14 protein-coding genes are annotated in these 13114 nt (G+C 65.2%); 6 read left to right on the forward strand and 8 right to left on the reverse strand.

The genetic code is table 11. The annotated features are described in order from the left end of the window. Positions 1-72 precede the first annotated feature (72 nt). From AC07PZ_RS16630 to AC07PZ_RS16655, 6 genes are all read left to right on the forward strand, one after another. Positions 73-732: an aspartate/glutamate racemase family protein gene (locus AC07PZ_RS16630; protein ID WP_495296222.1), complete on the forward strand. Its 660-nt coding sequence runs from the start codon at positions 73-75 to the stop codon at positions 730-732. Between the two features lie 45 nt (positions 733-777). After that, positions 778-2223, forward strand: a complete 1446-nt coding sequence (locus tag AC07PZ_RS16635; RefSeq protein WP_495296223.1) for an FAD-binding oxidoreductase — start codon at positions 778-780, stop codon at positions 2221-2223. Positions 2224-2268: 45 nt separating this feature from the next. Continuing rightward, positions 2269-3261: an isopenicillin N synthase family dioxygenase gene (locus AC07PZ_RS16640; RefSeq protein WP_495296224.1), complete on the forward strand. Its 993-nt coding sequence runs from the start codon at positions 2269-2271 to the stop codon at positions 3259-3261. Positions 3262-3989: 728 nt separating this feature from the next. After that, positions 3990-5345 carry a helix-turn-helix transcriptional regulator gene (locus AC07PZ_RS16645; protein WP_495296225.1) on the forward strand — a complete coding sequence of 452 codons (1356 nt, stop codon included), beginning with the start codon at positions 3990-3992 and terminating at the stop codon, positions 5343-5345. 52 nt (positions 5346-5397) lie between these two features. Beyond that, positions 5398-6801 (forward strand): helix-turn-helix domain-containing protein, encoded by a 1404-nt coding sequence (locus AC07PZ_RS16650; protein ID WP_495296226.1) that lies wholly within the window; start codon positions 5398-5400, stop codon positions 6799-6801. A gap of 26 nt (positions 6802-6827) precedes the next feature. After that, complete coding sequence (locus AC07PZ_RS16655; protein WP_495296227.1) at positions 6828-7517, forward strand: GNAT family N-acetyltransferase; 690 nt, start codon at positions 6828-6830, stop codon at positions 7515-7517. A 50-nt stretch (positions 7518-7567) separates the two neighbouring features. On the opposite strand, the gene AC07PZ_RS16660 is transcribed toward AC07PZ_RS16655, so the two are convergent. The 8 genes from AC07PZ_RS16660 to AC07PZ_RS16695 all read right to left on the reverse strand — a co-directional run bounded on the left by AC07PZ_RS16660 (position 7568) and on the right by AC07PZ_RS16695 (position 13110). Continuing rightward, positions 7568-8011, reverse strand: coding sequence for a CesT family type III secretion system chaperone (locus AC07PZ_RS16660; RefSeq protein WP_495296228.1), 444 nt, complete (start codon positions 8009-8011; stop codon positions 7568-7570). A gap of 12 nt (positions 8012-8023) precedes the next feature. After that, a complete protein-coding gene (locus AC07PZ_RS16665; RefSeq protein WP_495296229.1) occupies positions 8024-8278 on the reverse strand; it encodes a hypothetical protein in 255 nt (84 codons plus the stop codon). A gap of 86 nt (positions 8279-8364) precedes the next feature. Then, positions 8365-8760, reverse strand: a complete 396-nt coding sequence (locus AC07PZ_RS16670) for a hypothetical protein (protein WP_495296230.1) — start codon at positions 8758-8760, stop codon at positions 8365-8367. Positions 8761-8763: 3 nt separating this feature from the next. Next, entirely contained in the window at positions 8764-8979 is a 216-nt protein-coding gene (locus AC07PZ_RS16675) for a hypothetical protein (RefSeq protein WP_495296231.1), read from the reverse strand. A 147-nt stretch (positions 8980-9126) separates the two neighbouring features. Further along, entirely contained in the window at positions 9127-9678 is a 552-nt protein-coding gene (locus AC07PZ_RS16680; protein ID WP_495296232.1) for an HrpB1 family type III secretion system apparatus protein, read from the reverse strand. Further along, complete coding sequence (locus tag AC07PZ_RS16685; protein ID WP_495296233.1) at positions 9675-10094, reverse strand: hypothetical protein; 420 nt, start codon at positions 10092-10094, stop codon at positions 9675-9677. Before AC07PZ_RS16685 ends, AC07PZ_RS16680 begins: the two co-directional genes overlap by 4 nt. Continuing rightward, a complete protein-coding gene (gene sctV, locus AC07PZ_RS16690) occupies positions 10091-12145 on the reverse strand; it encodes a type III secretion system export apparatus subunit SctV (protein ID WP_495296234.1) in 2055 nt (684 codons plus the stop codon). Before sctV ends, AC07PZ_RS16685 begins: the two co-directional genes overlap by 4 nt. Beyond that, entirely contained in the window at positions 12142-13110 is a 969-nt protein-coding gene (locus AC07PZ_RS16695) for a hypothetical protein (protein WP_495296235.1), read from the reverse strand. The genes sctV and AC07PZ_RS16695 overlap by 4 nt, the downstream gene beginning before the upstream one ends. Positions 13111-13114 lie beyond the last annotated feature (4 nt).

A 13114-nucleotide genomic window follows, 5' to 3' on the forward strand; every position in this document is an offset into this window, starting at 1 on the left:
CCATAACAAAGGGTTAATGACGACGCACAAGTTAGCAAGTGCCATGCCGCGCACGCCGTCCTAGACTGAGTCATGCCCAAGGCCATCTACGTCATCAACCCCAACAGCAATGCCGCGGTGACCGCGGAACTCGACGCCGCGGTCGCGTCGCTGCGCCTCGCCGGCGGACCCGACATCCGCTGCGTCACGCTGGCCGACGGCCCGCCGGGCGTCGAGTCGCAACAGGACGTCGACCGCGCGGCGCTGGCCGTCCACGCGTTCGCGCAAGCGCACCAGGACGACGCGGCCGCCTTCGTGGTCGCCTGCTTCAGCGACCCCGGACTGCACCTGCTGCGCGAGACCGTGCGGATGCCGGCCCTGGGCATCAGCGAGTCGGGCGTGCTGACGGCGCTCTCGATGGGTCAGACCTTCGGCGTGATCGCGATCCTGCCGCGCTCCATTCCGCGCCACCTGCGCAACTGGGGCGCGATGGGCGTGACGCAGCGGCTGGCCGGCGAGTTCGCGATCGGCCGCGGCGTGTCGCAACTGGCCAACCGCGAAGCCACGCTGGCCGCCATGTGCGACGCCGGGCGCCGGCTGCGCGACGAGCGCGGCGCCCAGGTGCTGGTGATGGGCTGCGCCGGCATGGCGCCGTTCCGCGAGCCGCTGCAGGAAGCCACCGGGCTGCCGGTGGTCGAGCCGACCCAGGCGGCCGTCGCGATGGCGCTGGGCCGCGTCCAGCTCGGCTGGTAGACCCTTTCCACCCACGAACACAGACACCCCCGCAGGACACGAGCGATGTACTCCCCCGCCGACTTCGCGCAGGCTCCGGCCGCGCCCCATCCCGAGCTGATCCGCCGGCTGCACGCCGTGGTCGGCGATGCCGGCCTGATCACCGACACCGAGGCGCAGGCGCCCTACCTGACCGACTGGCTCGGCAAGTGGCGCGGACGCACCGCGCTGGTGGTGCGCCCGCGAGACACCGACGAGACCGCGGCGGTGATCCGCATCTGCCACGAGACGCACACGCCGGTCGTCGCCCAGGGCGGCAACACCGGCATGAGCGGCGGCGCCACGCCGGATGCGAGCGGCGCGCAGGTCGTGCTGAACATGTCCCGCATGAACGCGATCCGCGCGGTCGACCCGATCAACAACACGCTGACGGCCGAAGCCGGCGTGCTGCTGGCGCACGTGCAGCAGGCCGCGCAGGACGTGGAGCGCTTCTTCCCGCTGAGCCTGGGCTCCGAAGGCAGCTGCACCATCGGCGGCAACCTCGCGACCAATGCGGGCGGCATCGCCGTGCTGCGCTACGGCAACACGCGCGACCTGGTGCTCGGCATCGAGGCCGTGCTGCCCGACGGCCGCGTGTGGAACGGCCTGCGCGCGCTGCGCAAGGACAACACCGGCTACGACCTGCGGCACCTGTTCATCGGGTCGGAAGGCACGCTCGGCATCATCACGGCGGCGGTGCTCAAGCTGTTTCCGAAGCCGCTGGGCCGTGCCACGGCCTGGGTCGGTGCGTCGTCGCTCGACTCGCTGATCAGCCTGCTGTCGCTGCTGCGTTCCCGCGGCGGTGAGCGGCTGGTGGCCTTCGAGATGATGTCCGACGCGTCGCTCGCGCTGGTGCTGCAGCACGTGGTCGACACGCGTGCGCCGCTGGCCGGCACGCACGCCTTCCACGCGCTGGTCGAGCTGGCCGACACGCAGCAGGAAGGGCTCGACGAATTGCTCGAAGAAGGCCTGGGCGCCGCGCTGGAAAGCGGCCTGGCCGAGGACGTGGCGGTGAGCCGCAGCCAGGCGCAGACGACGGCCTTCTGGAAGATCCGCGAAGGCATCTCGCAGGCGCAGGTGCGCGCGGGCAAGGCCATCAAGCACGACATCGCGCTGCCGATCTCGTCGCTGGCCGATTTCGCGCGGCAGGCCGATGCGGCGCTGCGTGCGGTGCAGCCCGGCGTGAACATCATCAACTTCGGCCACCTGGGCGATGGCAACCTGCACTACAACGTGCTGATGCCGGCCGACATCACGGCCGAGCAGCTGGCCGCGCAGACCGAACTGCTCAACCGCGTGGTGCACGACCTGGTCACGCACATGGGCGGCAGCATCAGCGCCGAGCATGGCATCGGCCAGTTGCGGCGCGACGAGATGCGCCACTACAAGCCGGCGCTGGAGTTCGAACTGATGATGCGCATCAAGCAGGCGCTCGACCCCAACCACCTCATGAACCCGGGCAAGCTGCTCTGAGCGGCCGGGCTTCTTCCTTCCTCCCTTGTTTCAGGACGTCCCGCAATGAGCCGAGTACCACTGGTCGACATCGATCCCTTCTTGAACGGCAGCGCCGCCGACCGCGACGCGGTCGCACGCCAGGTCGACGCCGCCTGCCGCGATTCCGGCTTCCTCATGGTGGCCGGACACGGCATTGCGGCCGAACTGATGGCGCGCTACGAGAAGCACCTGACCGACTTCTTCGCGCTGCCGCTGGAAGACAAGCAACGCATCGGCGTGACGCGCGACAGCAACCGCGGCTACCGCGGCCGTGACGCGACCGCCCTTGCCCATTCGCGCGGCGAGTACACGCCGCCCGACCTGATGGAGCGTTTCACCACCGGCCGCACCGACATACCCGACGACGAATACCACCGTGCGCGCGCGCACAACCACTTCCAGCCGAACCGCTGGCCCGCCGACCCGGACTTCGTCGAGACCGCGATCGCGTACTACGCGGCGATGGAGCGCCTCGCATCCGACCTGATGGAGGTGTTCGCGCTCGCCCTCGCACTGCCCCGGGACTACTTCGTCCCCTATTGCGATCGCCACATCTCGCACCTGGTCGCCAACTACTACCCCACGCAGACGCAAGCCGCCGCGGCCGGCCAGTTCCGCGCCGGTGCGCACACCGACTTCGGCGCACTCACGCTGCTCAACCCGGCGCGCTCGCCGCGCGGCCTGCAGGTGCAGGCGGCTGATGGCGGGTGGGAAGACGTGGAACACGTGCCCGGCAGCTTCATCGTCAACATCGGCGACCTGATGGCCCGCTGGACCAATGACCGCTGGGTGTCGACGATGCACCGGGTCGTGCCGCCTGGGGGCGCGGGCGACCGCATGTCGATCGCCTTCTTCCTGCAGCCCAACGACGACGCACTGATCGCGTGCCTGCCGACATGCACCGATGCCGTGCATCCGCCGCTGTATGAACCGGTGACATCGGGCGCGCACTACCAGATGAAGAGCAACAGCTCCTGGATCGGCAAGAAATCATTGCCGACCGCCGCGGCAACCTGACGCCATCTTCGTTATTGAATTGGGGCGCAATCGCATCACAATGGTGCATGCGATATGCGCCGCCTTTGAATTCAATTCAATGTGCAAGTCAACTTGTACTCGTCACTTTTGTGGCCGAAATAGCTGAATCTAGAGAATTCTTCCGACTGATTCGGTGAGTCGTATGACGACCATAGACTGCCAATTTGCTGCTGCCTTCAGGGCGTGGGAATTGAGATCCTATGACACGCATACGCATACCTCCGCAGCAAGGAGCCGCCACGGCTCCGATTCGCCGGACGACAAAGCACATCAGTCGTCGTATCGAATCACGACGCTGTATCGATGCGAATGCATCGAACAGATCGACAGACCTCCTGTCCAAGAGAAATAGGTCCTCGCGCAGGCAGGCCAGCCGGCGCAGGCCACCCGTTCTCGAGTCTCTCCATTTGCCGCTTCGCGTTGCGCCGCGAACGTGCAATATGTCTTTCGTTTCTCCAGAAAGTCAGTGCAGGTATCCAGCATGCAGTGCCCAATCGGCACGCCTTCCTGCGGCCAATTGCGACTCGGTCAAATCATCTTCTTTGCGTTGCGATCGATATCGATTTTCAGTCATCGAACTCGAAACGATTGTTCACTTTCCGGACCATCACCTGCTTCGCTAGCAGGAACGGATGTTCGCCAGCCCCCCTGTCGTTGACGACACGCCTCCTAACCTGACACCCACATACCAGGAAGTGAAGACGCGAATGATTTATCCGAATTACCTAGCCGCCATCCAGATTCTTCGCATGGGAGAACAATTGCCTCGACGACTGCAGGAGTTGCTTGCGGAAGACCGGTATGCCGAGGCGGCAACCATCGTCCGTGACGCATTGTCGACCGGTGGAACGCCGCTCTTCATGGCCCAGCACTGGCAGTTGCTGGGCGACATTCAGTTGTTGATCGGTAACTTTGAAGCCGTCGAGACCATTCACGAAAAGTCCCTGGCCTTGATGGACGGCCATCCGTTGTTGAGTTCGATGTCCTGTCGCACCACGGGTCTGCTGATGCTGGTTCGCGGGCGGATCGAGACCGCCTCGCGCTGCTTCGTACGCAACCTGCAGAGTCCCGACGAGGGTATGCGACTCGAAGCACTCGCAGCGTGTGCATTGCTGTTCCGCGAAGGCGGCATGCTGCGCGAAGCAGCATCGTTCTCTACGCAATTGCTGGATGCCGCATCGGCCATTCACCATGATGGATGGCGTTATCTGGCGCACACGCTCAACCGTGACATCGGCGTGTATCGAGAACTGCTGAGCTCGCCGCGCCTGCACGACCACGTCTACTGGCACGCCGGCCCCTCGGGTGCTTCGCCATCGAACACCCTGACACCCAGCGTGATCTTTCCGAACACTCCGAATGCCGTGCATTCGATCCTCGAGCATCGCCAGCATCAGCTGACACAGCTTCTCGCCGTGGCGCATGGCGAGACTCCGGTTCAGCGATCGGGCGAATCCGGAGTGCGCTCGTCCCACCCTTGGCCGAGCAGTGCCGCATGGTCCGCGCGAATGAGCCTGCAGGAACTCGCGCTGGCGGCATTGGCCGGAGGTCAACCCGCCACAGCGGCACGGCTGCTCGCCAACGTTCCCGCGAACATCGCCAGCATTGCTCAATCCGCCCCGATCGCCGGGGTGGTCAGGCCCGCACAGATCGAGTTTGCATACTGCATGGCCAAGTCGATGATGGAACGCGGGCAACCTGCCGAGGGACTGGCGCTGTATCGGCGGTACCTGAAGCTCGCGATGGACACGATCCGCAGCCTCGCCGCAACGCTCAATCAGCTTCATGACAATGTCCCGTGCACGCCCGAATCCGCACTGCCGGCGTCCGATGATCCCGTCACCTTGCTACCGCAGCGCTATCGCCGCGCCTACGAGTATCTGCGGGAGCATCACGGCCGCGTCGACCTCTCCGTCCACGAAGTGGCTGCATCCATCGGCGTGAGCGAACGAGCGCTGCAGATGCGATTCAAGAGCGTGCTTGGCATCTCGCCGCGCGAAGCCATTCAGCAGCTGCGCGCGCACCGCTGGGTTGGCAATGCGCCAGTTGCGCGCGGTGCATGAATGAGCAGAAAAACAGGAGACAACGATGATTCACAGACAGTACCTTCTGGCGATGACCGCGGCATGGGTGCGCGAGCTGCCCAATGCCACACTGTTCCTGCGCCAGGTCGAGGCCGGCCGCCCGGTCTCGGCGCGCGAACTGGCCTTGCACGCGGCCGAACACACGCAGGACCCCGTGCACTCGGCCCTGTGGCTCCAGGCCAGTGCCGACATGGCATTGCTGGCAGGCAATCTCGACGAGGCGCATTCGGCTTATGGTCGATCGCTGCGCCAGGCACATGGGTCGTTCGCAACCTTCCTCGCCGAGCGTGCCGATGCGCGCAAGGCGTTGTCGGGTGCTCCCGTCACACCGGCGGCACAGGCGTTCTGGCGCTCGCCAGCAACGGGCGGACCATGGGATGACGGCATGGAGCGCCTGGCAGGATGCGCATTGCTGTGCCACGACGGTGCATTTCCTCAAGCTGCACAGCGCCACGCGAACGACCTCGCGGCGCGCGCGCTCGCACGCCACGACGCGGATTGGCACTGCATCGCGGATGTCCTGTTGCAGGACCTGAATCTGAGCGATCGCATTCATCGGCTTCAGGAACTCAGCGACCATGTCTATTGGGTATGCAACGACGCATGGGGAATTTCGACGCTCGAAGCCGTCCCCGTCATGCCCATGGAATGTGAGCAAGGATGGGCTTTCAACCTGATGTCCGTGAGATGCGTCCAGCTCCGGAGATTGTTCGACACCATGGCCGGCGCACGTACAGCGTGCACGTCGTCGGAGGACAGCGCAACTTACTCCCAGTTCGCTGCATCGGTCCAGCAGGCCGAATATCTCGAGTCTGCGATGGTTTCCCTGGCCGTCAAGCGGCTTCCTCAAGCCGAAGAGCTTCTTCAACGATTCGAGCGGCAGGACAACGCGCACATCGCTTCGAACGATTCGCTTCAATGCGAGCTTCTCTATTGCCTCTCCCGACTGCGGATGCTTCAAGGACGCCAGGAGGAAGGCGCAGACCTCTATCGGCGCTACGCCAGCAGTGCGGTACGACGCGTCAGGCAGCGCCAGGTAACGATACGCCGGCTGGGCGAATTGCCGGGCATCTCACAGCCTGCCGTGAGCGACGACATCGGCGCCCGGCTGCCGGCACGCTACCGCAGAGCCTACGACTGGATGGTCTCGCACATCGGTGATGCAGGGCTTTCCGTCAAGGACGTCGCGGCCACCGCCGGCGTCACCGAACGCGCGTTGCAACAGACCTTCAAACGCCACATCGGAGACTCGCCGACCGAAGTCATGCGCCAGTTGCGCATGCAGCAGATCCACCATGCCTTGAAGCACGAAGGCAACGGCCGCGAACTCATCATGGACATCGCGCAACGCTTCGGCGTCAACAACCGGACCACGCTGGCAACGTCCTATCGAAAGTACTACGCGCAGTCGCCTTCGCAGTCGCTGGGACTGTAGGCGAGCAGGGGGCCAGGTCGGGGATGATGCCCCGCTTCGCCTGTCCGAACCGGGATTCGTTTGACGGCGCACTCTCCACAGCAGTTTTTCAACAATGGGGGATGCCTGAATTTCCACGGATCGAAACGCAACGGCTGGTGTTGCGAGAACTCCTTCCCGCCGACGCACCGGCACTGCTGGCCATCTATCAGCAGAAGGAGGCCATGCGCTGGCGCGGCGCAGATTGCCCGACATCCCAGGAACAGGTCGAGCACATGCTGGCATGGTTCTCGAATGCCAGAGCGGCCAGCGGCGAAACGCAGTGGGGCATCGAGAAGAAATCGACGCCGGGGATCATCGGCATCACCGGACTGCGCGCTTGGGACTTCCACGCACACCAATGTCTGCTGGGCTACGAGCTCTGCCCATCCCAGCGAGGCAATGGCTATGTGGCCGAAACACTGTTTGCCGTACTTGAATGGGCCTTCGACACGATCGGATTCAACCGGATCGCGGCCTGGGTGCACCCTGAAAATGAGTCGTCGCTGCGGGTGCTGAGAAGGTCGGCGTTCCGGTTCGAGGGCCTGATGCGCCAGGCTGGCCGGTGGAATGACACCTACCACGACTTGATGGCGTTCAGCCTGCTGCGCCAGGATTTCCAGGCCGTCGCACAGGCGCGTCGAGACCGTGCGCTCGCATCCTCACCGGCACCCGAGCGGCAGCATTCGACGGCATAGCCGCACACGCAAATGCAGCGAGCCCGCCGCCCGCTGTGGAGGCGGTCCCTTCAGTGCTGCGCAGGCGGTTTCAGCTCAGCGAACTGCCGGACCATGGCGCCGAAGCGCAACAAGGTCGAGGCAAGTGAAGGAGGGTCGTAGAACTCGGCGTTCAGCGCCATCGTGAGCAACAACCTTCCGGCCCCGTCCATGGCGGCGCTGGCGCCGAGACACATGCCTGCGTGGACGTTTGTCTGCAATACAAGACGTATCGTGGCCGCGTCTTCGTTGTCCAGCATGTCGAGTCGACTCACCAGCATCAGCTTGCACATGGGCACCTGCACTTCGGCAGGCGTCTCCATCAAGATGACGCGATGTCCGTCGATCGACAGCATCGATGCACTCGCCGCGTCGCGGGCATCCGCTTGCGACAGGCCCAGACAGCGTGCGGCCTGCTCGAGCGTGCTCCATGCCGTACCGGACAGGGCAAATTCCGTACTTTCTTCTTCGTCCATCGGATGGCCTCGTCAACGGCCTGCGTGAATCAGGTCCAGTGCACCGACAGCCGCGGTAAGCGCGTCCGCGAACAACAGAGCGTCCTGCGCGGCGGCGCGGGGGAGTGTTCGAATGGCATCACGGGCTTCGTTGGCCGATTCCGAGAGCGCATGTCGCGCGAGCGCAAGGTCCTCGGCGCTCAGCTGTCCACTGCCCACGGGGCTTGCAAGTTGCGCAACCAGAGTGCACAGCTCCAGGGTCAGTAGCGGATAGGGTACGTTCGCCATGAATCGACTTTCTGTGTGATCTTGGAAAGAGGCGATGCAGCAGCGCGGGTAGGCATGGCTGCATCGCCCTTCTGCAGATGGCTGGACTACTGCATGCAGCTCATCGACGCACAGGTGCAGGCACCGCCGCCACAGGACGGACAGCCCATGCTTTGCGCACAGCCGGAGCCCGCTTTTGCGTCCTGGATCGCTTTTGCGGCAGCAGCGGGGGAATAGCCCATGCGCACCATCTGGTCGATGGCATCCTGGTCGGGATTCGTTGCGATGCCGCCGCCACCGCTGCATCCACCACTGCCGCATCCACCTCCGCTACCGGGGACGGCACCTGCAGCCCGCCTTCGCGCGCTTTGCTGCTCAAGCGCCTTCAGGGCATCCGCCGCCGCCTGCCGTTCCTGATCCGCCTTGGTCCGATTCGGATCGCCCTGATTGGAGATCGGCGGCGACCATCCTGCGGAAGGTGTGCTTGTTGCTCCGACAGTCATGGATCACATCCCCTTCCCGAAGAGGAACTCGTTCTCCTTCAGCTTCGCCATGTTCTTGGCGAGCCCCAGAGAAGCGGCAAGCGGAGAATTTGCGCCAAGAAGGTTTTTCAGAGCGCCGGCCCCATTTCCGAACAGTTCGGCGACCATCCCGTTCACTCCGCCCCCGGTTGCCAGGGAGCTGAGGACATCCAAACCCTTGCTCAAGATCGATCCGATCATTTCATCTCTCCTTTAAGAACCCTGCCCAGCGACATGATGGACATGAGGTCGACTTGAGCGTAGGTCGGCTCGGCCGTGCACTCCGGGTCCGACGCGCAGCGGCATTCACTCCAGCGAAGCATTCATGTCTCCCACATCACCTGGCATTCAGCCCCGCAGGAACACCATGCGGCGATCGCGGTTCGCGTTCACGGAGGGCACCGCCTCCGCTGGCGCAGAGGCGACGAGCGGGGGATCCACCCGGTCGGTCGCAGGCGGCACGCCGGGATGGTCCGCGACGACTTCGGCTTGTGCCTTTGCCGCTGCCGGCTTCGCGTCCGTGTCGCCGCGCAGCGACTTCATCAGGAAAACGCCATTCGGATCCCAGCCCTCGTCGATGACGATCTGCGCCTGAACGAGCCATGACGGATCGCCTTGCGCACACAGCACCATCGCGAGCAAGGTGCGCGCGGATCCGGACTCGGATCCCAGTGCTTCGACGGCCGCTGTGAGATGGCGCGTCGCGCCCAGCAGGTCGCCACGGCGCATGCAGAACCAGCCCTCGAAGGAATCGACCCGCGGCGACTTGGGCCGGAAGCGGCTGACCAACTCGAACATGGGTTGCGCAAACTGGTCGGCGTCCCGCGACAGCGCCAGTCCCGTGAGCGCCATCAGCATGTTGATCTTGTGCGGATGCGCGGTGTCGATGTCTTGATTCATGGTGTCTCCTGAGGTCGGCGATTGATCTCGCGCCGCAAGCCGTCGATATCGGCTTCCAGTCGGTGAAGGCTGGCCGCCAATGTCGCCGGCGGGGTGCTGCTACTGGCGGCGAGCACCGCGTCCCGCCGTGCGAGCGTGTCTGCGAGCTCGGCCTGCAAGATGCCGCGAGCCTCGCGGTCGCGCGCGCCCTGGACTGCAGGCTCGATGCGGCTGTTCGATCGTTGCGGCGTGGCGGGCGCGGTGAGCGTGGTGCGCGGCGCAGCGGCGATCACGGAAGCCGCGTTGGCGGGCATGCATGAGCGCATCGCACGGCCCACTGGCTGATCGGTGAAGACATCTCCGCATTTCCATAGGTCACCGCCGTGCGCAACGGGAAGCGCGAGCAGGCAAACCAGGGTCGCAATCCATCGAATCATGGGCTCACCTGACCTATCGGCACGAGTTCCAGGTAGGCGCCCAGCTCTTGAAAGGAATACACCTGCAGCCAGGGCAGGCGTGGCTGGATCATCTTGCGTACGTAGCGCCGTATGTCCATGGACGTGACGAGCGCCAAGCTGCCGTTGGGCACCGGACCGGCGCCCTGCGCGATGCGCTCGACCAGGCGCGTGATGTCGTCCTGCGGCAGAGTGAGAAAGTTGCCGGTGGGCGTGGGCTTGATGGCCTGGCGTATCTGCTGCTCGACCTCGACGTCGAGAAACAGCGCATCGATGCGCGGCGCACCGCCCGCCGCGCGGAACGCGATCAGGCGGCCGAGGTCGCCGCGCACGTACTCGGTGAGCATCAGCACGTCCTTCTCCTTCGGCCCCCAATAGACCAGGCTCTCCAGGATGTTGCGCATGCCGCGGATCGGCACCTGCTCTTCCAGCAGGCGCCGCAGCACGTCGGCGATGCGCTGCAGCGGCAGCACCTTCTGGACTTCGGTGGTCAGGCCGAGGTATTCGGCATTGAGCTTGTCCATGATCCATTGCGTCTCCTGGATGCCCACGAAGAGATGCGCCTGCTCGGTCACGCATGCAGCGATGTAGCGCGCGATGACGGTCTCCAGCGTCAGCAGCGACGCATCGGCGCGCGATGCAGCTTCCGGCGATGTCCAGAACACGCCGGGCAGCTGGGCGATGGCCACCCAGCCCTCCGCAGGCGCACCCGCACAAGCGATGGCGACACGCCCCTTGGGCACCGACAGGCGGCCCGCCGGGACTTCCTGCAGCAGGATCTCGCATTCCTGGGACGGAATCGCCGCCGCGCGCCAGACACCCATTCCGGGAAACGGCAGGCCCAATTCGCCTTCGAGTGATTCGCGTGCCTTGAGCATCGCCTGGTCCAGCGCGGGCGACGAGATGCGTGCATGCAGGTCATGGGACAGCCGCAGCCCGATCGGTGGCGAGAACGGCGGCGCGCTCAGCCCGATGACCGGGCCTTCACCCTTCGCGCCGAAGCCACGCAACGCCGGCATCGCCTCCAGGCCGGCGCCATCGCCGCCTTCGGCCAGTGACTTCGACGGCGCCTTCCCCAGCGCCCTGCCACCCGCAGCGAGCAAGGCCGCAAGACCCAGGAAGAGCCACATCGGAAAACCCGGGATCAGCGAGAAGCCGGCCAGCAGGCCTGCCGTCATGTACAGCGCGCGCCGGTCCTTGAACAGCTGCCGCATGATTTCCTGCCCCAGCGGCACCTGGCGCGCCTGCTGCTTGTCGGCCACGCGCGTGGTCAGCACACCGGCCGACACGGAGATCAGCAGCGACGGAATCTGCGACACCATGCCGTCGCCGACCGACAGCACCGCGAAGCGCTGGGCCGAATCGCCCATCGTCATGCCGTGATAGACCACGCCGACCGCAATGCCGGCGACGATGTTCACGACGGTGATCAGCAAGCCGGCAATCGCATCGCCCTTGACGAACTTCATCGCGCCATCCATCCCGCCGAGCAGTTGGCTTTCCATCGCCAGCTGCGAGCGCTTGCGCTTGGCCTCGTCGGACGTGATCGAGCCGGCACGCTGCTCCGCATCGATGCTCATCTGCTGGCCCGGCAGACCGTCCAGCGCAAAGCGTGCGCTGACCTCGGACGAGCGCTCCGAGCCCTTGGCGATCACGATGAACTGCACCACGGCAATGATCAGGAAGACCACCAGGCCGACCACCAGGTTGCCGCCGACCACAAGATTGCCGAACGCATCGACGATGTGGCCGGCCTCGGCATGCAGCAGGATGGCCTTGGTCGTGGCGATGTTCAGCGACAGGCGCAGCAACGTGGTGAAGAGCAGCATCGACGGAAAGGTCGACAGCGAAGTAAGTGACGGCGCATAGAGCGCCACCATCAGCAGCAACACCGACAGTCCGATGTTCATCGACAGCAGCGCGTCGATGGCGACCGGCGGCAACGGCAGGATCATCAGGCTGAGGATGGCCACCAGCAGGCCCGCAACGGCGAACTCGCCGCTGCGGCTCATGAGCAATGCGGCCAGCTTCATGCGAGCTCCTGCACGGGCGGCGCAGCCACGCGATACAGCCACTGGGCCATCAGGCGCACGGGCAACATGCAATCGGCCGGCACGGGGGCTGGCGGAAACACGTGCGCCATGCGTGTCGCCAACCGAGCGTGCTCCACGATGGGAACGCCTGCCTTCACGGCCATGCCGCGTACGGCGAGAGCACGCAGCCCCTGTTCGAAAGCAGTGACCTGGTACGTGCCATCGGCATTCGGTGCCAGCACCCTCGCGGCGAAGCCCGGTCCGAGCAGCACGAACACCCCTTGACCTTGCAAGACTGGCAGCGGACGCTGCGATGCGCCAGGCATCTGCCCGAAGACCCGTACCGGCGGCATCGCCGAGCCGGTGCGCAGCAGCCGCCACATGAAGGCCGGCAGGCTGCGACGCCGGACCCGACCAGACCATAGTGCAAACATTCGCGGCACCGCTGGCGCATATGCAGCTCGGGCCAGTATCGGCATGCGTGCCGACACGACTGCGCCTGCACGCACGCCGGTCCAACGAAAAGTGTTCAGGAACATTCGCAAGACCAGGTGAGCTCGCCACGAGCACACGGCTCCAGATTGCCAGCGCACAGGCAGGGCCAGCGCGCCTGCTGCTTGATGTGCCCACAGTCGAGCTACCGCGACAATGTGTGCGAAGCCGGACCACCACATGCCGTGCTTCACCATGACAAGGATGGCAATCCCCTGCCGCGGCGGGCGCAGAGGCGACAACCCGCGCCGTGTGCCCATCGAGTCCCCGCGCGAGGCCCATGCGTGCGTGCAAGCCGCCGCTGCGAATGCCAGTGCGAAGAGCACAGGCAACCCGGCGACCTGCCAGGGAATCGACATGCACAGCCTCGAACCGCCACGCCACAACTCCGATGACACGGCGTCGAAGACCAGCCACGCCCGTGCATCGAACAGGCCGGGCCTCTCGGCGAGCGCGCCGGACGCATCGCGCATTGCG

The organism is Variovorax sp. GW821-FHT10B04, from assembly GCF_059415645.1.

What these genes read in the sequence shown, in the direction of transcription:
- AC07PZ_RS16630 (WP_495296222.1), top strand. Translation starts at nt 73, where the DNA reads ATGCCCAAGGCCATCTACGTCATCAACCCCAACAGCAATGCCGCGGTG.
- AC07PZ_RS16635 (WP_495296223.1), top strand. Translation starts at nt 778, where the DNA reads ATGTACTCCCCCGCCGACTTCGCGCAGGCTCCGGCCGCGCCCCATCCC.
- AC07PZ_RS16640 (WP_495296224.1), top strand. Translation starts at nt 2,269, where the DNA reads ATGAGCCGAGTACCACTGGTCGACATCGATCCCTTCTTGAACGGCAGC.
- AC07PZ_RS16645 (WP_495296225.1), top strand. Translation starts at nt 3,990, where the DNA reads ATGATTTATCCGAATTACCTAGCCGCCATCCAGATTCTTCGCATGGGA.
- AC07PZ_RS16650 (WP_495296226.1), top strand. Translation starts at nt 5,398, where the DNA reads ATGACCGCGGCATGGGTGCGCGAGCTGCCCAATGCCACACTGTTCCTG.
- AC07PZ_RS16655 (WP_495296227.1), top strand. Translation starts at nt 6,828, where the DNA reads ATGCCCCGCTTCGCCTGTCCGAACCGGGATTCGTTTGACGGCGCACTC.
- AC07PZ_RS16660 (WP_495296228.1), bottom strand. Translation starts at nt 8,011, where the DNA reads ATGGACGAAGAAGAAAGTACGGAATTTGCCCTGTCCGGTACGGCATGG.
- AC07PZ_RS16665 (WP_495296229.1), bottom strand. Translation starts at nt 8,278, where the DNA reads ATGGCGAACGTACCCTATCCGCTACTGACCCTGGAGCTGTGCACTCTG.
- AC07PZ_RS16670 (WP_495296230.1), bottom strand. Translation starts at nt 8,760, where the DNA reads ATGACTGTCGGAGCAACAAGCACACCTTCCGCAGGATGGTCGCCGCCG.
- AC07PZ_RS16675 (WP_495296231.1), bottom strand. Translation starts at nt 8,979, where the DNA reads ATGATCGGATCGATCTTGAGCAAGGGTTTGGATGTCCTCAGCTCCCTG.
- AC07PZ_RS16680 (WP_495296232.1), bottom strand. Translation starts at nt 9,678, where the DNA reads ATGAATCAAGACATCGACACCGCGCATCCGCACAAGATCAACATGCTG.
- AC07PZ_RS16685 (WP_495296233.1), bottom strand. Translation starts at nt 10,094, where the DNA reads ATGATTCGATGGATTGCGACCCTGGTTTGCCTGCTCGCGCTTCCCGTT.
- sctV (WP_495296234.1), bottom strand. Translation starts at nt 12,145, where the DNA reads ATGAAGCTGGCCGCATTGCTCATGAGCCGCAGCGGCGAGTTCGCCGTT.
- AC07PZ_RS16695 (WP_495296235.1), bottom strand. Translation starts at nt 13,110, where the DNA reads ATGCGCGATGCGTCCGGCGCGCTCGCCGAGAGGCCCGGCCTGTTCGAT.